The organism is Halioglobus sp. HI00S01, from assembly GCF_001635445.1.
In the GTDB taxonomy this organism is placed as follows: Bacteria; Pseudomonadota; Gammaproteobacteria; order Pseudomonadales; family Halieaceae; genus Halioglobus; species Halioglobus japonicus.
In genome coordinates this window covers 1-19,076 of the sequence record NZ_LWEE01000025.1, presented here as the reverse complement: position 1 = coordinate 19,076, position 19,076 = coordinate 1, and the positions used below count along the sequence as shown (strand labels likewise).

General features: G+C 58.7%; 18 protein-coding genes. 8 read left to right on the top strand and 10 right to left on the bottom strand.

Annotation, left to right across the window (positions count from 1 at the left end; all coding sequences use genetic code 11):
• Positions 1–139: 139 nt before the first annotated feature.
• Genes A3709_RS05035 through A3709_RS05020 form a run of 4 tightly spaced genes read right to left on the bottom strand, consistent with a single transcriptional unit; the run spans position 140 to position 3,926 of the window.
• The gene (locus tag A3709_RS05035) at positions 140–1,315 is read right to left on the bottom strand and encodes a lipid-transfer protein (RefSeq protein WP_066051027.1); all 1,176 of its coding nucleotides are present in this window, start codon (positions 1,313–1,315) and stop codon (positions 140–142) included.
• A gap of 3 nt (positions 1,316–1,318) precedes the next feature.
• Positions 1,319–1,750 carry a MaoC/PaaZ C-terminal domain-containing protein gene (locus tag A3709_RS05030; protein WP_066051025.1) on the bottom strand — a complete coding sequence of 144 codons (432 nt, stop codon included), beginning with the start codon at positions 1,748–1,750 and terminating at the stop codon, positions 1,319–1,321.
• A 14-nt stretch (positions 1,751–1,764) separates the two neighbouring features.
• Positions 1,765–2,724: a bifunctional MaoC family dehydratase N-terminal/OB-fold nucleic acid binding domain-containing protein gene (locus A3709_RS05025; protein WP_066051022.1), complete on the bottom strand. Its 960-nt coding sequence runs from the start codon at positions 2,722–2,724 to the stop codon at positions 1,765–1,767.
• Between the two features lie 29 nt (positions 2,725–2,753).
• Positions 2,754–3,926, bottom strand: a complete 1,173-nt coding sequence (locus A3709_RS05020) for an acyl-CoA dehydrogenase family protein (RefSeq protein ID WP_066051019.1) — start codon at positions 3,924–3,926, stop codon at positions 2,754–2,756.
• Positions 3,927–3,995: 69 nt separating this feature from the next.
• Between A3709_RS05020 and A3709_RS05015 the strand changes: the two genes are divergently transcribed.
• Positions 3,996–4,700 carry a TetR/AcrR family transcriptional regulator gene (locus A3709_RS05015; protein WP_066051016.1) on the top strand — a complete coding sequence of 235 codons (705 nt, stop codon included), beginning with the start codon at positions 3,996–3,998 and terminating at the stop codon, positions 4,698–4,700.
• Positions 4,701–4,711: 11 nt separating this feature from the next.
• Positions 4,712–5,860 (top strand): acyl-CoA dehydrogenase family protein, encoded by a 1,149-nt coding sequence (locus A3709_RS05010; protein ID WP_066051013.1) that lies wholly within the window; start codon positions 4,712–4,714, stop codon positions 5,858–5,860.
• Positions 5,861–6,424: 564 nt separating this feature from the next.
• Here the strand turns inward: A3709_RS05010 and A3709_RS05005 are convergent.
• The 6 genes from A3709_RS05005 to A3709_RS04985 form a co-directional block, all read right to left on the bottom strand.
• A complete protein-coding gene (locus tag A3709_RS05005; RefSeq protein WP_066051010.1) occupies positions 6,425–9,520 on the bottom strand; it encodes an efflux RND transporter permease subunit in 3,096 nt (1,031 codons plus the stop codon).
• 7 nt (positions 9,521–9,527) lie between these two features.
• Complete coding sequence (locus A3709_RS05000; protein WP_082849904.1) at positions 9,528–10,655, bottom strand: efflux RND transporter periplasmic adaptor subunit; 1,128 nt, start codon at positions 10,653–10,655, stop codon at positions 9,528–9,530.
• Between the two features lie 125 nt (positions 10,656–10,780).
• The gene (locus tag A3709_RS04995) at positions 10,781–11,203 is read right to left on the bottom strand and encodes a YqaA family protein (RefSeq protein WP_066051005.1); all 423 of its coding nucleotides are present in this window, start codon (positions 11,201–11,203) and stop codon (positions 10,781–10,783) included.
• 23 nt (positions 11,204–11,226) lie between these two features.
• A complete protein-coding gene (locus A3709_RS04990) occupies positions 11,227–12,051 on the bottom strand; it encodes a TauD/TfdA family dioxygenase (RefSeq protein ID WP_066051002.1) in 825 nt (274 codons plus the stop codon).
• Between the two features lie 63 nt (positions 12,052–12,114).
• Positions 12,115–12,363 carry an ATP-binding protein gene (locus A3709_RS22470; RefSeq protein WP_082849944.1) on the bottom strand — a complete coding sequence of 83 codons (249 nt, stop codon included), beginning with the start codon at positions 12,361–12,363 and terminating at the stop codon, positions 12,115–12,117.
• A 216-nt stretch (positions 12,364–12,579) separates the two neighbouring features.
• Positions 12,580–12,852 carry a hypothetical protein gene (locus A3709_RS04985; protein ID WP_066050999.1) on the bottom strand — a complete coding sequence of 91 codons (273 nt, stop codon included), beginning with the start codon at positions 12,850–12,852 and terminating at the stop codon, positions 12,580–12,582.
• 395 nt (positions 12,853–13,247) lie between these two features.
• Here A3709_RS04985 and A3709_RS04975 point away from each other — a divergent pair, with 395 nt between their 5' ends.
• The 6 genes from A3709_RS04975 to A3709_RS04950 form a co-directional block, all read left to right on the top strand.
• Positions 13,248–14,081: a hypothetical protein gene (locus A3709_RS04975; protein WP_066050992.1), complete on the top strand. Its 834-nt coding sequence runs from the start codon at positions 13,248–13,250 to the stop codon at positions 14,079–14,081.
• Positions 14,078–15,067, top strand: coding sequence for a type II asparaginase (locus A3709_RS04970; protein WP_066050989.1), 990 nt, complete (start codon positions 14,078–14,080; stop codon positions 15,065–15,067). Before A3709_RS04975 ends, A3709_RS04970 begins: the two co-directional genes overlap by 4 nt.
• The gene (gene truC / locus A3709_RS04965) at positions 15,054–15,812 is read left to right on the top strand and encodes a tRNA pseudouridine(65) synthase TruC (protein WP_066050986.1); all 759 of its coding nucleotides are present in this window, start codon (positions 15,054–15,056) and stop codon (positions 15,810–15,812) included. The genes A3709_RS04970 and truC overlap by 14 nt, the downstream gene beginning before the upstream one ends.
• Positions 15,813–15,876: 64 nt before the next feature.
• Entirely contained in the window at positions 15,877–17,358 is a 1,482-nt protein-coding gene (gene gltX, locus A3709_RS04960) for a glutamate--tRNA ligase (RefSeq protein ID WP_066050983.1), read from the top strand.
• A 10-nt stretch (positions 17,359–17,368) separates the two neighbouring features.
• Positions 17,369–18,112, top strand: a complete 744-nt coding sequence (locus A3709_RS04955) for a glutathione S-transferase N-terminal domain-containing protein (protein ID WP_066050981.1) — start codon at positions 17,369–17,371, stop codon at positions 18,110–18,112.
• Positions 18,113–18,123: 11 nt separating this feature from the next.
• Positions 18,124–19,076 (top strand): L-serine ammonia-lyase (locus tag A3709_RS04950; RefSeq protein ID WP_066050978.1); only part of this gene is annotated, 953 nt, incomplete at its 3' end.

The window sequence follows — 19,076 nt, the reverse complement described above, 5'->3', positions numbered from 1 at the left end:
GCGATTCAGATCAGTGGCGGCATTTTGAGCGCTGCGGGCATCGTACGTTGGTGGAGCCGAGATTTCAGCCCCCGGCCCACAAAGAAAAACGGCGCGGTTCTCACTGCGCCGTGTTCAGGTTGCGTTGTCTGCTAAGGTTTCAGTCCAGTTTGCCGAGGATGGCGCCACCGGTGGGAACGCCCACGCCGGAAGTGACCAGCACATGGTTCACGTCCTTGTTGGGCTGGTTGACCGATTGGCCGCGGGCCAGTCGCGTGGCCTCAACGATGCCGTTAACACCGTGGATATAGGCTTCGGAGAGTTGACCACCGTGGGTGTTGGTGGGCAAACGGCCGTCCGGCCGCATGGCGCCGCCGAGGACAAAGTCACCGGCACCGCCAAACTCACAGAATTGCCACGCTTCCATCTGCAGTAGTACGTTGGGTGTGAAGGCGTCGTAAAACACCGCCGCATCGACGTCATCTGCGGTCAGGTCGCTCATTTCATAGCACTTGCGAGCCGCGATACGGTGCTCTTCGACGTTGGAGAATTCTTCGCGATAGAACGACGTCATCTGCTCCTGGTCAGCGCCGAACGCTGCCGCAACGCCTTTGACGACGACCGCGGGTTGCTTGAGGTCGCGAGCACGCTCTGGTGTAGTGACAATCACGGCAGAGGCACCATCGCTCTCCTGGCAGCAGTCAAACAACTGCAGCGGATCGGCAATCATGCGGGCGTTGTCATAATCTTCGCGGGTCAGCGGTTTGCCATGGAAAAACGCATTGGGATTGTTCACCGCGTAATCGCGGGTTGTTTTGGCGACCTCGAACAAAGCATCTTTGGTGACACCGGTGCGGTGCATCCAGCGCTTGGTAATCATGGCGGTCCACGATGCGGGTGTCAGCAGGCCATAGGGCATATACCAGCCCCAATGAATCGCATCTGCGGTGAGGATTTGACCGGATACACCCTCGGAATAGCGATGACCGGAGCGGCCGTTCAAGGCACGGAACACCGCGACACACTCAGCCATGCCAGTCGCAACTGCCATGACCGCCTGCTGCAGCGAACCGGTGGCGGCGCCGCCGCCGTAGTGGGCGCGACCCCAGAAGTTGATATCGCCGCAACCCAATGCTCGGGCAACCTCAACCTCGTCGTTGTTGTCCATAGTGAACGTCGCGAAGCCGTCGATGTCCGTGGGCTTGAGGCTCGCATCGTCGAGGGCGTTTTTGATCGCGGTCACTGCAAGGTTGAGTTCAGATACACCGGAGTCTTTGCTGAATTCGGTGTTGCCGACCCCGACGATGGCCGCTTTACCATTGATGTTTGCAACCATGTCTTATGCTCCCTGCGGCAATGCCAGTTGTACGGTGCCCGCCATGTGCATGCCCCAGATATTGTTTTCGCCGGTGACAGCGATATCAATCACGCCGCTGTCTCCGTCCTTTGCCGTTACCTGACCTGTGACTTTCATCACCATACCGGGCACATTGGGCGCACCCAGTTTGATGTCCAGGGACTTGACCACAGCCTCGGGGCCGCTCCAGTCGGTGGCAAAGCGGGTCATGAGGGCCTGGCTGGTCAAGATGTTCATGAAGACATCTGGCAGGCCCGCTGCCTGCGCCACGGATTTGTCGTGATGCACCGGCTCGTAGTCGCGGGTCGCGAGGGCGCCGGACACCACCAGGCCAGAGGTAATGTCGATATCCTGCTCGGGCAGGGTGTCGCCGACACTGACGTCGGCGAAATTCAATGTTGGATACTCACTCATTGTTTCGTCGCTCCTTATGCCGGGTAGAATTGGGGCAGCATGTTCTGTTCGTCGACCTGTTCAACTTTGCCCTTGAGACGCATTCCGATACTGACGTCGTCGTATTCGCAGCCCACGACGTTGGCGACCAGATGGGTGCCCTCATCGAGTTTGATGACGGCACAGATCGGATCCTTCGGGTAACCGGGAATGGCCGGGTGCCGCAGGCAGGTGAAAGAAAGCACTTCGCCATCAAGGGTCGACTCAATGGCATCCCACTCGGTGGACTGACACTCGCCACACATGGGGCGGGGAGGGTGACGCAGGGTCTGGCAACTCGTACAGCGCTGGATCATGACGCGGCCCTCATCGCAGGCCTCCCACCACCACTTGTTGTCGTGGCCACGGGGCGAGGCGATACGGGTCGGCACTTCCAGGGCGCTGTCGCTCTTGGCTGCGGCAGGCTGCTCCTGAGGGATAAACTTGAGTACCCGGAACCGCTGGGTGCCGAGCTTGACACCATCCTGGTTGCTGAAAGTGGCGAGAGTTTCGTAGAAATAACCGGTGCCGCGTGCGGTGGCCTTTCGCTCTGAAATGGTATCTATCACCATTTCCATAACGATCTTGTCGCCGGGACTGGCCTCAGCGAAGTATTCCTGCTTGACGTTCGTGCCCAGTACGCCGGTATAGCCATTGTCGTTAAACAGCTGAACCAGATCAGATTGCGCGTCGGACGGGCGGCCGGTACTGGCCACCGTGTAGCCCTCCTGGTTCCACACGTACATCATCGCAGGAGGTGCGATAGTTTTACCGCGGGCGCTCTGGGCAGCCCACTCCGGGTTCGTATAGGCCGGGTTGGTGTCACCCATGACTTCGGTCCAATGGCGAATCATGGTGTCGTTAACGGCGTCCTTGGCCGGGCTTGCCGTGCAGACCTGCTTGCCTGCATAGGCGTAGACCTGGTCTTCAAAGGCTTTTATTTCTTCAGGCGTCATAGTGCCGATCCTTGGGTGCTGTTTTTCGTTTAGCGGTGCTGGGGCATGCCCAGACCGTGGGTGGCTACCAGGCCGCGCAGTACTTCCACTACGCCGCCGCCAAAGGTGTTAATGGTGGCTCGGCGATGCTCGTGCTCGAGATTTCCGTGCAGTACGGTGCCTTCGGCAGTGCCCGTAAGCAGGGCGTGCGGGCCGATGACTTCCATTAGCAGGCGGCAGATCTCGAGCATGATTTCGGTGGAATACACTTTGATAGCGGAGGGGAAAACCGGGTTCATCTCGTGCTGATCGAGCTGCCAGGACATACGCGCGTTCATCACTCGCATAGCCTCGAGATGTGAATAAACTTCTGCCAGATTGCGCTGCGCAAGGGGGTCGTCGATGACACGCTGGCCATCGCTGCCTTTGGTCTCGCGCGCCCACTGCATGGCGTCCCGGAATAGCTTCCAGGCCTGAATGCCCCAGGCGGCCAGGCCAATACGTTCGTGATTCAGCTGTTCGGTAATCAGGCGCCAACCGCCGTTTTCCTTACCGATAATCATGTCCAGGGGCACTTTCACGTCTTCGTAGTAAGTCACGTTGGTGTGCACGCCACCCATGGTGTGAATCGATCCTCTGGAGAAGCCGGGGTCTGAAGTTTCTGAAATCAGAATGGAGATGCCTTTGTGCTTGGGCGCATCGGCGTCGGTGCGCGCCGCCAGCCAGACGTAATCAGCACCCTCGGCGCCGCTGGTAAAAATCTTGCTGCCGTTGACAAGGTAGTGGTCATCTTTCTTCACCGCAGATGTGGTCAGTGCGGCTAGATCGGTTCCGGCGCTGGGCTCGGTATAGCCAATCGCAAAGTGCATCTCTCCAGAGGCAATGCCCGGCAGGAAACGCTTTTTCTGTTCTTCGGTGCCGCTGCTCATGATCGCCGGGCCTACGGTGTTCAAGGTAACGAAAGGGGTAGGGGCATTGGCGAGGAGGGCTTCTTCGTAGCGAATCAGCTGTTCCGATTCAGTCAGGCCACGGCCGCCGTATTCTTCAGGCCAGCCTACGGCGAGCATTTGATCTTTACCCTGCTGCAGGATCAGCTCTTTGTAGAGGTCGCCGCTTTCGGCATTGCGTAACTCCTCGTGATATTCCGGCTTGATCAGGTCGGTAAAATAGGCGCGGAATTCGCGGCGAAGTTCTTTCTGGGAATCGGTGTAGTCGACAAACATGAAAAGTTCCTCCAATCGGATTGCCACAATAATATTGAATTTGAATTCAAATTCAACTATTTTGTACCCATGAATCGCAGTGCTAAACCAGAACAAGCTGAGGGCAAGCCGCTTAGTGCCAAGGGTGAGAAGGCGCGTGCGCGCCTGATGGACGCTTGCATGGCAGTGCTCGAGCGCGAGGGTTATCACAAGATGCGCATTGCGGATGTCACCCGCGAAGCGGGTATGGCCCAGGGCTTGTTCTATCACTATTTCAAGGACCTCAAGTCCCTGACTGTCGAAGTGCTGACCAATTTTGCGCGTGCTATTCACGACCCGGCACTGGTGGAGCAGGACGTAGAAAAGGGCGACTGGTATGGCCGTATCTACGCCTACAACCTGCTGATCGTGAAGAACTATGCCCGCCGCCCCGGCGTCATGCGCTGCTTGCTGCAAATGGCAGATGAAGATTCTGAATTCTCGCAAATGCTGCGCGAGCAATACCGAGAACAATTGATGTGGCTGGTGAACCTGATGCCGGGTCTCTTTCCCGAGGTGACGTTTAAACGCCATCAGGCGCTGATGGTGGCCTATTCACTGGCAGGCATTGGTGAAGGACTGATCCGCGAATACTTTATCAACGAGAGCAAGACGCTGCGGGCGGCGAAACTCAGCGAAGCGGAATTCGCTGAATTGCTGACCACCATGTTTTATCGGGCCTTATTCCTCGAGCAGCCCGATCCAGACAAATTGACTTACACGAGCAACCTGGCCGGTATGGCCAGAACACACTGAGGCACCCAACCATGGATTTTCAGTTCAACGAAGATCAGAACGCCATTCGCGATTTGGCCCACCAGATTTTCACCGACCGTGCGACCGACGAATTCCTGTTGGAATTTTCGCGTACGGATGCGACCTACGATGACGACCTGTGGACGATACTGGCCGAGCAGGGGCTGTTGGGTATTGCGGTACCGGAAGCGGCTGGTGGTACCGGTCTGGGCCTGACGGAGCTGTGCCTGATCCTCGAGGAACAGGGGCGTCGCGTGGCGCCGGTTCCGGTTTACGCCAACCTGGTGCTGGCCGGCTTGCCGATTGCAGAGTTCGGCACGGAGTCGCAGCAGACGGAACTGTTGGGCGCCATGAGCGCGGGGCAGGCCAAGCTCAGTGCCGCCATCGCTGAAATCGCCATGAACAGCGCTATCGCTACGCAGGTGACAGCAACTCGTGACGGTGACAGCTGGCGGCTCGATGGCAGCAAAGCCATGGTGCCGGACGGCGCTGTAGCAGACTTTATTCTGGTGCCGGCCGTCACCGGCGGTAGCACCAGCGTATTCATCGTGCCCACGGCAGCTTCCGGTGTGACCGTGACCGCCGCCGAGGTTGGTATTAGCGGTGATCGTGCCGCACACCTGGCACTCGATGCCGTGGCTGTAGGAGGAGAAGCGCTACTGGGTAGCGAAGGGCAGGGCGAAGAGATCCTGACCTGGATTGAAGAGCGCGCCAATATCGGTCACTGCGCCATGCAACTGGGTGTTACTGAAGAGGCCATGAAGCGCACGGCCGAATATGTGAGCGAGCGCAAACAGTTTGGTATTTCCCTGGGCAGCTTTCAGGCCCTGGCCATGCGTATGGCCGACAGCTATATCGACGTCGAAGGTATTCGCTCAACTTACTGGCTGGCCCTGTGGCGTCTGAGCAATGGCCAGGATGCGCGGGCCGAAGTGCGCGCCGCCAAATGGTGGGCATGCGATGCAGCGCATCGCGTGGTCTGCACAGCGCAGCATCTGCACGGCGGTATGGGGGCAGACATCGAGTACCCGATTCATCGCTTCTATCTGCTGGCCAAGCAGATCAGCTTCATGCTGGGCAACGCCGGTCAGCAACTCGAACAGCTGGGTAAATTGCTGGCGGCAGACGACAGCCTGGGGTTCCGTGCGCTGGAGGTATAAGCGTGCTGTTTCCACATCACGCTTAGCGCCGGGGCAAGCTTATTGCCTCGGCATAGCCACATAGATCGGATAGGACCAGGCGCACTCCTGCGTCGGGGCCAGACATTCATCCTCAAACACTGTCCGGCAGTCCCCGTAGCAGGGGCCAATGTCGTTCACCTCACCTGTGGGATTGTGCACTGGGCGCAGATTATCTGCGTTAATCGCGGGGGTCGCCTCCTGTAGCGCGCGGACGCAGTACACAGCGTCGCGCTGGTCACGGGGGTAAACGGGACGCTGCAGGCGGCAGCATCGAGCGCAGACCCAAACCGGCAGCAGCGATCTTCAATAAGATCTGACACCGGTTCTCCCGGGTAGGCCCGGGACCGGATGCTCACCACTTCGATGGCGGCAATAATGTCCCGCTCGTCGGCGGGATTAAAGCACTCGCCGGCACAGAGATATTCCAGGCGTTCCGCAGAAAGCGCCGCGGTGTCGGCAGCCAAGGCAGAGGCCGAGCAGTTAATGGGCAGACTTAGTCAGGCACTCGAGCTAGACTGATGGCAGATGAGTTAAGCAGCAAGGTTAGTGCGTTTTGCTGCCGCCGCCCAGACGCTGGCGTAGATCCTGCTCAACTGTGTAAATCGTCGGTAGCAGCACCAGTGATACCAGTCCGCCAAATACGACACCCCAGGCCATGCTCATCACCATAGGGCGAATATAACTGTTGTCCCCCATAATGCCGTAGGCTGTCGGAAACAGGCCGACGGCGGTTGTGACAGACGTAATGAACACCGGCCGGAATCTCGCTGTAGCGACGTCGGCCACTTCGTGGATGGTCAGATAGCGCTGGAGTTCGCCGCGTCGGCGGTTCAGTGAGTGCATCATGATCAGCGAGTCGTTCACCAGTACGCCCATCAGCCCGATGATACCTGTTATGGCCATCATGCCCATCGACAGCCCCTGTACGCTGTAGCAGAGCACCACCCCGGTGAGGCCGAAGGGGATGCACAGGAAGATAAGCAGCGGTTGCGACAGCGAATTAAACAGGATGACGAGCGCCGCAAATATGGTGATCAGGCAAATAAGTGCTGCCTGCCCCAGATCCGTTAATGACTCTTCCATGTCGAGTTGCTCGCCACCCTGGACGATGCGCAGATCCGGATACTGCTCGCCCCAGGCCTGGTCTGCCATCCATCTTTTGAGTTCGGCGTTGACCTGGGCCACGCCGGCTTTGCGTGTGTCGACAATACCGAACACCGTGGTGGTGCGACGGCCGAAGTGATGCTTAATGCTGGCATCGCCCGGGCGCACGACAAAGTTGGCCACGGCATTGAGGAACACCGGTTCACCGCGCCCGTTAATAATGACCAGACGCTGCAGCGTTTCCAGCTGGTTTGCAGTGCCTGGTGCCATATTCAGTCGGTAGCGCACGCGCTCATCCAGCGTCTGCAGTTCATCGATGAGCAGCCCGTCCATGGCGACCGCAATGGCCTGGCTGACCTGGGTCACCGTCAGCCCACGCGACGCCAGCAAGGCGTGATTAATGTCCATATCAATTGTGTCTTTGCCGGGAAGGTAGCTGTTCCATTGGCTGGAAACGGCCGGATGCTCAGCGAGCCATTGCTCAATCTCAGCGGCTACATCGTAGCGGTAGTCGGCATTACTGATGACATCCACTTCGACCGGCTTGCCCGTGACGGGGAGGTCGGTCTGGGCCTCAACCTGGGCAGTGAAACCGTTTGCGCGCGGCGAAATTCGGGCCTGCAGTTGCTCCACCAGTACGTGGGTGCTGGTACCCGAGCTGCGCTGGCCCAGTGGCTGTAGCTGGATGGCGATTAGTGCCCAGGCTTCATTCATGCCCTCAACCGCGCCGTAGAAATCGGTATTGTGATGACCGATGACTGACGTGATGTTGCGCAGATCGATGGGATCGACCTGGGCGCGCAAATCTTCTTCGAGTGTCTGGACCACGGCGACGGTTTCTTCAAAACGACTGCCGGTGGGTAGCTCGACCTTGACGTAAATGGTGTCGATATCAAGATCCGGGTAAAGGCTGAAAGGGATCGTCATGGCGCCGACCGCAACTATGGCGGAGAACGCGGACAAAAACACCGCCAGGGTGATGGCTCGCCGTTTCAGGCAGACATCGATCAGGCGCTGGTAGAGCTCGCGTAAACGATTAAACCCGGAACGTTCCACAGGTTTGATATGCGCGGGAATGTGGGCCAGGTGCCCCGGTAGAATACACAGCGATTCGAACAGGGAAGCCAGCAGCAGGACGATTACTGCCATGGGAAAGGGTTTGAGGAATTCTCCATTGGCGCTACCAATGAATAGCAGCGGCGCAAAGGCCAGCATGGTGGTGAGCGCGCTGAATATCACCGGTTGGGCCATTTGTCCCGCGCCGTTCACCGCAGCGTCCAGAGGCGCGAGCCCGGCCTGTCGCAGGCGCTTGGTGTTTTCGCTGACCACCACCGCGTCGTCCACCAGTATGCCCAGCATCAGGATGATGGCCGTTAGGGTCATGACGTTAATGGTGACATCGATGGCCGACAGCAGTAGGAAGCTGAGGCATACGGCAAACGGCAGGCCGATAGCCGCCCAGATCGCAAACCGGATATGCAGGAAGTAGTGGAGCAGCCCGAAAACCATGATCAGGCCCAGTATGGCGTTGCCGGTGAGCACCTGCAGTACGTTCATGGTGAGCCGTGACACATCGGCTACCATGACCGCCTCAACACCCGGGGGCAGCGTCAGCGAATCAATATGAGCGCGCATGGCCGCGGCGGTATGAACCTCATCTGACCGCGCTTTCTTGAGTGCCTGCAGAGCGATGCTCATACGGCCATCGACCCGGGTCTGCACTTCCCAGTCTTCAAAGTCTTCGACGATGGTTGCAACGTCGCGCAAGTAGACAGCGTTGCCGGGCGAGCCTGCGCGTAACAATGTGTCGCGCACATCGACGGGGTTGTCGAACTGACCAACCACCACCACGTTCTTTTCCACCAGAAATGAATCGACAGCGCCGCCGCTCTGGCGCTGATTCCTGGCCTGGATTGCGACAATAATTTCATCGTGGCTAATGCCCAGTGCCGCCAGTTTTTCAAGTAGTAGCTGGATGCGCACTTCCGGGCGGCGGTAGCCGATTTTCTTGACGCTGGCGATGCCCTCAACCACCCTCATCGACTCGGCGACATTGCGTGCTACTTCACGCAGGGTGACTTCCGGTACGTCACCCGTAATATGCACTTCCATGATGGGTGTGAGCAGGGTGGACACTTCTTCCAGTTGCGGTTTTTCCAAAAGATCTTGCGGCAGCCGGGTTTCAGCGCGATCAACCGCGCGCTGAATGTCGCGCATAATCTGGTGCCGCTCGGCGTCCTCGAGATCCAGAGTGAGCGTAATCAGCGAGACGTTTTCCATCGAACGGGACGTCATCTTCTTGACGCCGTCGACCTCGAGCAGCTCTTCCTCCAGGGGCAGGGTGAGGGTGAGTTCGACTTCCTCCGCGCCCGCACCGGCCTTAATCGTGGTGATGTTGAGGATGCCCATGTCGACCTTGGGGTTGTACTCGTACCGCATGTCGGCGATGGTGAGGAAGCCCAGCACGAACACCAGGCCCATGATCAGGTTGACCAGCAGTGGACGATGGGCGAACCAGCTAATAATGGCGACCATGTTCTACTTACCTTTGCAGGGCAGTGATTGCAGCACCTTCGACAACAAATGCGTGGCCGTCGACAATGACTTCTTCATTGGGGGCCAGTCCCGCCAGAATTTGCAGGTGATTGGCCAGGCCGGTTGCGAGAACCGGCTCCCGCATGCGGGCAACGCCTTCCTCGACGACAAACACTACTTTGCGCCGGGCCCTGTCCACGAGAGCCTGCTCTGGGAGAATCAATACATCGTCTACCGGTCGCGTCTGCATGGTGGCAGTGGCGGTCATGCCCGGACGTAGCTGGGCGTCCGGGCTATTGAGCAGCAGTTTGACGGGATAGTTGCCAGTATTCTTGTCCGCCGCAACCCCAAGCCACTCAATGGTTGCAGGATAGCTCTGTCCCGGCAGTGCGGAAGCAATGATGGTCGCAGCATTACCTGCATACAGCAGGAGTACGTCTGTTTCACTGACCCAGGTCTGCATGCGCAGACCGCCGCTGAGCTGCAGCGTGACCAGGGTCTCGCCGGCTCGCACCGGTTCGCCTGATTCCACGGCCTGAATATCGACCTGGCCATTGGCCGGACTATAGATGCGGGTGTCTTCGAGATGGCGTTGGGCCAATTCGTGCGCGGCAACGGCCCGCTGGTAGCGTGCCGAGGCGCTATCCAGAGCGACTTTGGCGCTGTCCAAAGCTTCGACAGAGATGGTGTTGCTGGCGGCCAGGTTGGATCTTCTCGCGAGTTTCTGGCTGGCATCATCCAGTTGCGCCTTGGCTTCTTCCAGTGCCTTGCTGGCCTGGGTTAATGCCAGTTCGCTTTTTCGCGGGTCCAGTTCCAGCAGTAATTGACCGACGCTGACTTCATCCCCTTCATCGACATAGACAGCTTTGACGGTGCCGGATAGCTCCGCAGCAATGCTGACTTCCTCGAGTGCTTCGATCACGCCGAAGCTGGCCACATTGCCCTGCCATGTAGTAGGTTGCAGGGTCACTGTGCGTACCGTCACCTCGGTAGCATCTGGCGTGTTGCTGGTGGCAGTCTCGTCCGCGCCGCAAGCTGCCAGCAACGCTGTGAGGCAGACCGTGATGAGGCGGATGGTGCCTGAGCATAGGCAGCTGTTATTCATCTGCCGGCCGTGCTTGTTTGTTATTCGCATTCGCAATGATTCCGCTGGTGACAGTGTGCTGGGCCAATATACAGGCTACCTGCGCGCGCGTGAAATCGTACTGTCACCTGAGGCCATTTTTCATGAGGCCAGGTGTGCAGGCCTAACGATTGAGGCTAAACCAACGATAGGATTCCCAGTACAGTGGCGTAGCGCGCGGTTTTGCCCAGGGCAGTTAACGCAATAAAGAGCGGGAAAGGCACGCGCATCACGCCTGCGATAAAGGTCAGCGGGTCGCCGATAATCGGCAGCCAGGCCAGCAGCAGCGACCAGACGCCCCAGCGATTAAACCAGCGCTGGGCGCCGGACAAAGAGTCTGTCTTGAATGGAAACCAGCTGCGCTCCTTGAAGTGCAGCAGGTATCGCCCCAGCAACCAGTTGACGGCCGCCCCCAGCGTATTGCCCAGCGATGCCCAGAACAGGAGATGCCAGGGATTGTAGCCGGCGCTTAGCAAACCGGCGAACACAATTTCGGAATAGGCCGGCAGCAGAGTCGCGGCGATAAACGCACCGAAGAACAGGCCGAGATAAGCCGTCATGCCCTGGCCCCGCCGCGTCTAGCTCAGTAGGGCGCGTCGCCGTCTATGGTAATCCGTTCCATACGGCGGTGTGCCGGGAAGTAATCATTGATCGGCCGGTGCTGCGTGCAACGATTGTCCCAGATGGCGAGGCAATCTGGCCCCCACTGGAAACGACAGGTGAATTCGTCGGTGGTGACGTGCGCAAACAGGAACGCCAGCAGTGCATCGCTTTCCGCCGGCCACAATCCTTCAATGTGAGTGGTGAACAGTGAATTGACGAAGATGGCTTTGTTGCCAGTTTCAGGGTGTGTGCGAATCACCGGGTGCCGCACGGGCGGATGGGCAGCGATGGCGTCAGCAAGGCGCTCTGGGCCACCGGGCTCTGCCAGACTTTCTTTAAAGCCAAATCGAAAATCGTGTACCGCGGTGAGGCCGCCCAGGAAGTTCTGCATCACCGGCGACAGCGCATCATAGGCGGCAGTCATGCTGGACCACAGCGTGTCGCCGCCCTTGGGTGGTAGGATCACTGACTTCAGCATAGTCGCCATCGGCGGCGTGGGGCTGTAGGTCATGTCTGTGTGCCAGGCTTCGATTTTGGTGGGCTTGTCCGGCGTACTTTCCAGAATGGTGATCTCAGGGAAGCCCGCCACGGTTTCGTAGGCGGGGTGCGTCTGTACCGGACCAAATGACAAGGCCAGGGCTTTCATATTCTCCGGGGAGATGTTGCTGTCGCGGAAGAAGATCACCTGATACTCATTCAGCAGTTTGCGAATGCGCAGAAAATCCTCGTCGTTGAGGGTCACTGACAGGTCGATGCCGCAAATTTCGGCACCAATGGCACCTGCGCTCGGTTTGATGTCTAGCATGGGGTAGGGGTCTCATAACAATAGCGCATATGTTAGCACCGTAGCAGGGTACATGAGGAGGTATCAGCTTGAACCGGGCAGGGAAATACGCACGCAAAGACCCTTTCGACCGTTGTGCGCGGAAATCTCACCGCCGTGCAATTCGACAGCGCGGCGGGCTATGGACAGCCCCAGACCGTGGCCGCCGCTTTCGCGCTGGCGTGCCTCGTCAACGCGATAGAACTCATCAAATATACGACCCAGTTTATTGTCGGGTAGCCCGGGTCTTTTGTCTTCGATAGCAATCAGGAAATTTTGGCCTTCTCGATGCAGATGGCACCGGTCTGGCCAACACGTTCACAGCAGCAGGTATCGAGCTGGCCTAGCGCCGGTTGGTGTTGATTTGTCGCCTGGCTTGAAAACGACAATGTTTGCGGTGCGTGCGCCCGAAGGCGCGTGGCTGGAGTTTTCCCAGTTGGCCGGGGCTCATTGAGCGTGTCGACCAGCAGCGACTGCAGCTGGGTTTCAAAAAACGCGGAGGGAATTTCTTCAGGTAGACAACGTCCTTGTCGTGATCGATGTTGAGTCGATCGTCAAACTCGGAGCGCTCAAGTTGAACTTGATGTTCTGTAGGGAATCCGGCGTATCGGTGCATGTGCCCCAGATGCCCGCGTCTTCCCGGGAATCCATGTAGGCAACATGGTCTTTCTTGGGGTCGATGGTTACCAGCACGGCCTTGTTGCCAAACCCGAAGCGCTTGCGCGCGGGGTTACTGATCACGTCGTGGTAAATTTCTCGGGCGGTCTTGTCCGATAGTTCCATGGGTGTTCCTTAGTCCCCGTCACCGCATTGGGTGACGAACGTGTTAAGGATCATAGCTATGAAGGCGTCCTGTCGGCTCGCGCCATGTGTATGTCGATTGTGCACGACGATGTTGAGGGTTTGGCGGATGCATTCCGCTATGGCCACTCCTATCCGTCATAGCGCGAACATCTTGCTTATGAATGCAACAGCATGCAGTTGGATGAATTTGCATTCGCCCATAATGCGGCTTAGACCAGTGAGTATCTGGCGCCGAAGTTTGGTCGCCGGGTGCAGGTCACTATTGAGCAGGTAGGCAGCCTGGAGGATTAGGGCTGGCTTTGATTCGCACAGTACTGGCGCTGGGCGTGCCTCTCGGTGCATAGTGTTCCCCGCATTCCAGTGGGGAACATGCCGTGAGTACGTTCAGTTTTTCAGAACAGCAGTGTCTGGATTTTGTCGAGCTTTCGCCGCAGGCCGTCGGTGCGCATGACTGGCCGGCCTGGCGGGATCTTTTCGCCCGCTATAGCCTGGTAGAGGATCCTGTGGGGGCACTCCCTTGTGTGCGACGCCCCGGGGATGATCCGGAGCGCGAGCCGCTCGCACGCTTTTATCGCACGTTTATCGCTCCCAACGCGGTGTCTTTTGAGGTGCATCGCGACACGGTATGTGGCCAGCATGTCTGGCGCGACCTGGATATTCATATCACGCTGCCCTCCGGGGCGAGCGTGGTGACGCCGACCCATCTCTGCTATGAACTTGTCGAGGAAGCCGGCCAGCTGCGTATATTTCGTCTGGCCGCTTACTGGGAGCTACTGACGACCGCACGCAGCCAGTCCGGCGGGGCTGGCGCACTGTGGCGCATGTTGCGCGAAATGGGTCCTCGGGGCGTCGCAGGTTATATGCGTGGCCTCGGTGGTGTTGGCGATAAGGGTAAGGGCAGGGTGACGGCTTTGCAGCGCCGCCTTGATGCGGGGCAACCGCTTGATGATCTCTTCACCGGCGCAGTTGATGCGCCCGTAACACTAGACGCTCAGGCCAAGCTGCTCAGCATCGACGCCTTTCGGGAGCAGGTGCGCGAGGTGCGATTGAGTAAGCTGCTCGCCGCTGGCCAGTATGTCTCGGCAACGGCTCAAATTAACTGGCGCGATCAGGAACTTCACGGCGTGGCTTTGTTTCGCTTGCATCCTGCTTCGTTGGCGGTAGAGTCGCTGGACTTTTACTGTCAGCCACGGCCTGCATCTGAATGAAACCCAATATTGTGATTGTCGCGACCGGCGGCACTATCGCCGGCGCCGGCGATTCAGGCACCCGCGCCGGTTATGCCTCCGGACAGCTCGGTGTGGAACAGCTGCTTGAGGCGGTGCCACAACTGTCCGAGCTGGCCGAGGTGCGCGGTGAACAGCTGATGAGCCTGGGCAGCCAGGACATGGACGGCGCGTCCTGGTTAAAGCTCGCGCAGTGCGTTGCCGCGTTACAGGACGCACCGGATGTGGATGGCATCGTCATCACCCACGGGACCGATACCATCGAAGAGACGGCCTATTTTCTCAACCTGGTGATTCAGGGAAGCAAGACTGTGGTGATGACGGCAGCGATGCGACCGGCGACCGCACTTTCAGCCGACGGTCCGCTCAACATTTTCAATGCCGTTGCCGTCGCTGCCGACCCCGCCAGTGCCGACCGCGGTGTGTTGGTGGTGATTAATGACAATATCCACGGTGCCAGGGGCATGACCAAGTCTTCAACCACCGATGTGCAGACGTTTGTTTCGCCGGGCCGCGGATTGATGGGCGAAACGCACTACGGCCAGAATCGCTACTTTCGCCAACCTTACAAGCGGCACACCCGGGAGTCGGAGTTTTCCGTCGCGGGGTTGGATACCTTGCCCCGGGTAGATGTGGTTTTCGTCAGTGCAGGTGCTTCGCCCGATCTGCTCGACGATGCTGTGGCTCGAGGCGCCAGGGGGTTGGTATTGGCAGGCGTGGGTAACGGCAACATGACCACCGCGATGTTGGGCGCCGTGGAGCGTGCTGTGCAACAGGGCGTGGTGGTGGTCAGGTCAACCCGGGTGAGTACCGGCGTCGTGGGTCGCAATATTGAGATTGACGATGATGCCCTGGGTACGGTGGCCTCCGGTGAGCTTAATCCAGCCCAGGCGCGGGTGCTGCTGAAACTGGTGCTGTGTAAGACGTCAGATCCGGCTCAGGTACAACACTATTTTGACCACTACTGAACTCCCTAAAACGCTGCCCGTCCTCTTCCAGGATGAGTATGTGGTCGCCGTGGATAAGCCCAGCGGACTGCTGGTTCACCGCAGCCCGATAGACCGCCACGAAACCCGCTTTGCCCTGCAATTGGTGCGCGACCAGATCGGACAGCGCGTGTATCCCGTGCATCGCCTGGACAAGCCCACCTCCGGTGTTCTGTTATTTGCCTTGAACTCCGAGGTGGCTCGAGCATTGTCAGACCAGTTTGCTGCCCACAGTGTCGCTAAACGGTATCTGGCGGTGGTGCGCGGTTATTGCCCTGAATACGGTGAAATCGATCACCCGATTACCGACAAGCCCGACAAAATTGCCGACCGCAATCGCACCCAACCGCGCCCGGCGCAACCGGCGCTGACGCGCTATGAGCGCCTCGCCACGGTTGAGATTCCCCACGTCGTTGAGCGCTATCCGCAAACGCGTTACTCGCTGGTGGCGCTCGATCCGGTTCAGGGGCGCAAGCACCAGTTGCGGCGCCATATGAAACACCTGGGCTATCCCATTATCGGCGACGCCAAATACGGTAAGGGTGTGCACAATCGCTTCTTTGCTAGCGAGTATGGCTGTGATCGCCTGCTGCTCGCCTGTACGACCATGGAGATACGGCATCCCGTGACCGATGATGCGCTGCTATTACGCGCCGGGCTGGGGCCACGCTTTAAACGGGTGTTGCAGGCGTTTGGCTGGGAGAAGGCGGCTGTGGCTTCACTGTAGAGAGTGGGATTTACCGTGGTGAGGCCTTATAATCGCGGCCTTTTCCCTAGATCCCGGATTCATCATGACTGTACGTACTCGTGTCGCCCCGTCGCCCACTGGCGATCCCCACGTAGGCACCGCCTATATTGCGCTGTTCAACATGTGCTTTGCCCGTGCCCATGGCGGCCAGTTTCTGTTGCGTATCGAAGATACCGACCAGACCCGCAGTACCCCTGAATCGGAGCAGGCAATTCTCGACTCCCTGCGCTGGCTGGGCCTGGAGTGGGACGAAGGCCCCGATGTAGGTGGCGACAACGGCCCCTATCGCCAGAGTGAGCGCATGGAAATTTACGGTCAGTACGCCCACCAGCTGGTGGACGATGGCAAGGCGTTTATCTGCTACCGCACTGCCGATGAGCTGAACGAATTGCGCGAGGCCAAGCGCGAGTCCGGCGATGTGAACGCGCTCAAGCCCTCTGACCTGATGCTGCCCGAAGACGAGGTGGTCCGCCGCCGCAACGCGGGTGAGCCCTATGTGATTCGCATGATCGTGCCTGAGGAAGAGGGCGCCTGCGAGGTCGACGATATGCTGCGTGGCACCATCGAGCTGGACTGGAGCATGATTGATGCGCAGATCCTGCTGAAGTCAGATGGTATGCCCACCTATCACCTGGCCAACGTGGTCGACGATCACCTCATGGGTATTACCCATGTGCTGCGCGGCGAGGAGTGGATTAACTCCGCGCCCAAGCACAAGCTGCTGTATGAGTACTTCGGTTGGGATATGCCACAACTGTGCCACCTGCCGCTGCTGCGCAACCCGGATAAGTCCAAGCTCTCCAAACGCAAGAACCCCACCAGCATTCTCTACTACCAGCGCATGGGTTTCCTGCCTGAAGCGCTGCTGAATTATCTCGGACGTATGGGTTGGTCCATGCCGGACGAAAGCGAGAAATTCTCACTGCAGCAAATGCAGGATAACTTCGATATTCAGCGTGTGTCGCTCGGTGGCCCCATTTTTGATGTGGAGAAACTATCGTGGCTCAACGGTATGTGGATCCGCGAAGACCTCAACGAGCAACAACTGGCTGAGCGCCTGGTGGCCTGGGCCTTCAACGAAGAGAACCTGCTCAAGGTGTTGCCTCACGCGCAGAAGCGCATGGAAACCCTCAGCGATTTCGCGCCGCTGGCGGCTTTCCTGGTATCCGGGACCTTGCCCATTAACGAAGAGAGCTTTGCCGGTGTGAAAGGCGAGCGCGAAGATGTGGTGAAAGGTCTACAATTTGCGCTGTGGAAGATGGAAGCGCTGCAGCAGTGGAATCGCGACAACATCTGGAACGAGCTCAAGGCTGTCGCCGACGCCCTGGGCGTGAAGGTAAAAGACTTTCTGGCGCCCATTTTCGTGGCGATTGCCGGCACCAGCGCCTCGTTCTCCGTTGTTGATTCCATGGAGCTGATTGGCCCCGACATGAGCCGCGCGCGTTTGCGTCAGGCCATTGGCGTGCTCGGCGGTGTGTCGAAGAAGGGCATGAAGCGCCTGGAAAAGGAATATCAAACCCTGTAACGGAGGCCCGATGCTGGCGACATCTTTTGTTTCTACCCTGATAAGGGCAACCAACGGTATTCAGAGCCGGCCAGCGCCGGCCAAGCCCGAGCAGCTTCTGCAGCTCTACGATATCGAGAATTGCCCTTACTGCCGGCTGGTGCGCGAGGCACTGACTGAGCTGGACCTGGATGTGCTGATACTGCCGTGCCCCAAGAACGGTGAGCGCTTCCGGCCTGAGTTGGTGGAGCGGGGTGGCAGAGCCCAGTTTCCCTACCTCGTCGACCCGAATACCGGTGTCGAAATGTATGAGTCACTGGACATCGTCAACTACCTGTTTGAAACCTATGGTGCAGGCAAGCGCCCCCTCAAGTGGAAGCTCGGTGGTTTGCAGACGTTTGGCTCCATGCTGGCCAGCGCGCCGCGCATCAGTAGGGGTATGCAGGCTCGCACCGGCGCGCTGCCCGCGGAACTTCTCGAACTCTACAGCTTCGAAAGCAGCCCCTATGCGCGGCTGGTGCGAGAAGAGCTGTGCGCACTGGAAATACCCTACATTGTGCGCAATTGCGGCCGTACCATGGCCAGCGAGTGGCTGTTACCGCCGGTGCGCAGTGCGTTCAATATCACCCCTGACAGCGAGCTCGAGAATCGCCGCAATCTGCAGGCGCGTGAAGGTCGACTCTCGATTCCCTACCTTGTGGATCCGAATACGGATAGCGGCTTGTTTGAGTCGGCAGATATTCTCAACCATCTGCAAGTCCACTACGGTCAGTAGCGACACCGCGCATGTCAATCAGCGTCTTTGATCTGTTCAAAATCGGTATTGGCCCTTCCAGCTCACACACGGTCGGCCCGATGCATGCGGCCCGTCACTTTGCACTGCGCCTCGCCGCCGAGCAGAGCCTGTCCCAGTGTCAGCGCATCAGTGCCGAGCTCTATGGCTCCCTGGGCGCGACGGGCGCTGGCCACGGCTCACCCAAGGCCATTCTGATGGGGCTGGAGGGAGAAACACCCGAAGGCGTTGAAGTGGCGAGTATTGCCGAGCGCGTAGCGGCCATTCGTGAGGGTGGGCGACTCAATATTCTGGGCCAGCACGCCATTGACTTCAGCTACCGCGATGACCTGGTCATGCACCGCAATGAATCGCTGCCGTACCACGCTAATGGTATGCAGTTCTCCGCGTTTGATGGCGCCGGCGAGTTATTGAGCAGGGCGGTGTTCTATTCCGTGGGCGGGGGCTTTGTTGTCGACGAGACCGCTGCGGGCGAAGACGCGATTACTCAGGACCAGACGCCACTGCCATACCCCTTCAGCACCGCTGAGGAACTCCTGCAACAGTGCCGTGAGCACGGCCTGTCGATCAGCGCACTCATGATGGCCAATGAACTGGCCTGGCGCAGCGACGCGGAGATCAAAGAGCAGCTTTTGGGTATCTGGCGCGTCATGGACGCCTGTATTGCCACTGGTGTTGCCACCGAGGGTATTATGCCGGGTGGCCTCAAGGTGAAACGCCGGGCGGCGCAATTGCATCGCCAGCTCAAGAGCGAGCAGCAACCATTGGGCGATGCATCCCTGAACACCATGGATTGGGTCACGCTGTATGCGCTGGCCGTTAATGAGGAAAACGCCGCAGGTGGTCGCATTGTGACTGCGCCCACCAACGGCGCGGCCGGGATTATCCCCGCGGTGCTCAAGTATTATCTCGACCACTGCAGCGGCTCCTCCGAAGACGATGTTGT

What these genes read in the sequence shown, in the direction of transcription:
- A3709_RS05035 (WP_066051027.1), bottom strand. Translation starts at nt 1,315, where the DNA reads ATGGTTGCAAACATCAATGGTAAAGCGGCCATCGTCGGGGTCGGCAAC.
- A3709_RS05030 (WP_066051025.1), bottom strand. Translation starts at nt 1,750, where the DNA reads ATGAGTGAGTATCCAACATTGAATTTCGCCGACGTCAGTGTCGGCGAC.
- A3709_RS05025 (WP_066051022.1), bottom strand. Translation starts at nt 2,724, where the DNA reads ATGACGCCTGAAGAAATAAAAGCCTTTGAAGACCAGGTCTACGCCTAT.
- A3709_RS05020 (WP_066051019.1), bottom strand. Translation starts at nt 3,926, where the DNA reads ATGTTTGTCGACTACACCGATTCCCAGAAAGAACTTCGCCGCGAATTC.
- A3709_RS05015 (WP_066051016.1), top strand. Translation starts at nt 3,996, where the DNA reads ATGAATCGCAGTGCTAAACCAGAACAAGCTGAGGGCAAGCCGCTTAGT.
- A3709_RS05010 (WP_066051013.1), top strand. Translation starts at nt 4,712, where the DNA reads ATGGATTTTCAGTTCAACGAAGATCAGAACGCCATTCGCGATTTGGCC.
- A3709_RS05005 (WP_066051010.1), bottom strand. Translation starts at nt 9,520, where the DNA reads ATGGTCGCCATTATTAGCTGGTTCGCCCATCGTCCACTGCTGGTCAAC.
- A3709_RS05000 (WP_082849904.1), bottom strand. Translation starts at nt 10,655, where the DNA reads ATGCGAATAACAAACAAGCACGGCCGGCAGATGAATAACAGCTGCCTA.
- A3709_RS04995 (WP_066051005.1), bottom strand. Translation starts at nt 11,203, where the DNA reads ATGACGGCTTATCTCGGCCTGTTCTTCGGTGCGTTTATCGCCGCGACT.
- A3709_RS04990 (WP_066051002.1), bottom strand. Translation starts at nt 12,051, where the DNA reads ATGCTAGACATCAAACCGAGCGCAGGTGCCATTGGTGCCGAAATTTGC.
- A3709_RS04985 (WP_066050999.1), bottom strand. Translation starts at nt 12,852, where the DNA reads ATGGAACTATCGGACAAGACCGCCCGAGAAATTTACCACGACGTGATC.
- A3709_RS04970 (WP_066050989.1), top strand. Translation starts at nt 14,078, where the DNA reads ATGAAACCCAATATTGTGATTGTCGCGACCGGCGGCACTATCGCCGGC.
- gltX (WP_066050983.1), top strand. Translation starts at nt 15,877, where the DNA reads ATGACTGTACGTACTCGTGTCGCCCCGTCGCCCACTGGCGATCCCCAC.
- A3709_RS04955 (WP_066050981.1), top strand. Translation starts at nt 17,369, where the DNA reads ATGCTGGCGACATCTTTTGTTTCTACCCTGATAAGGGCAACCAACGGT.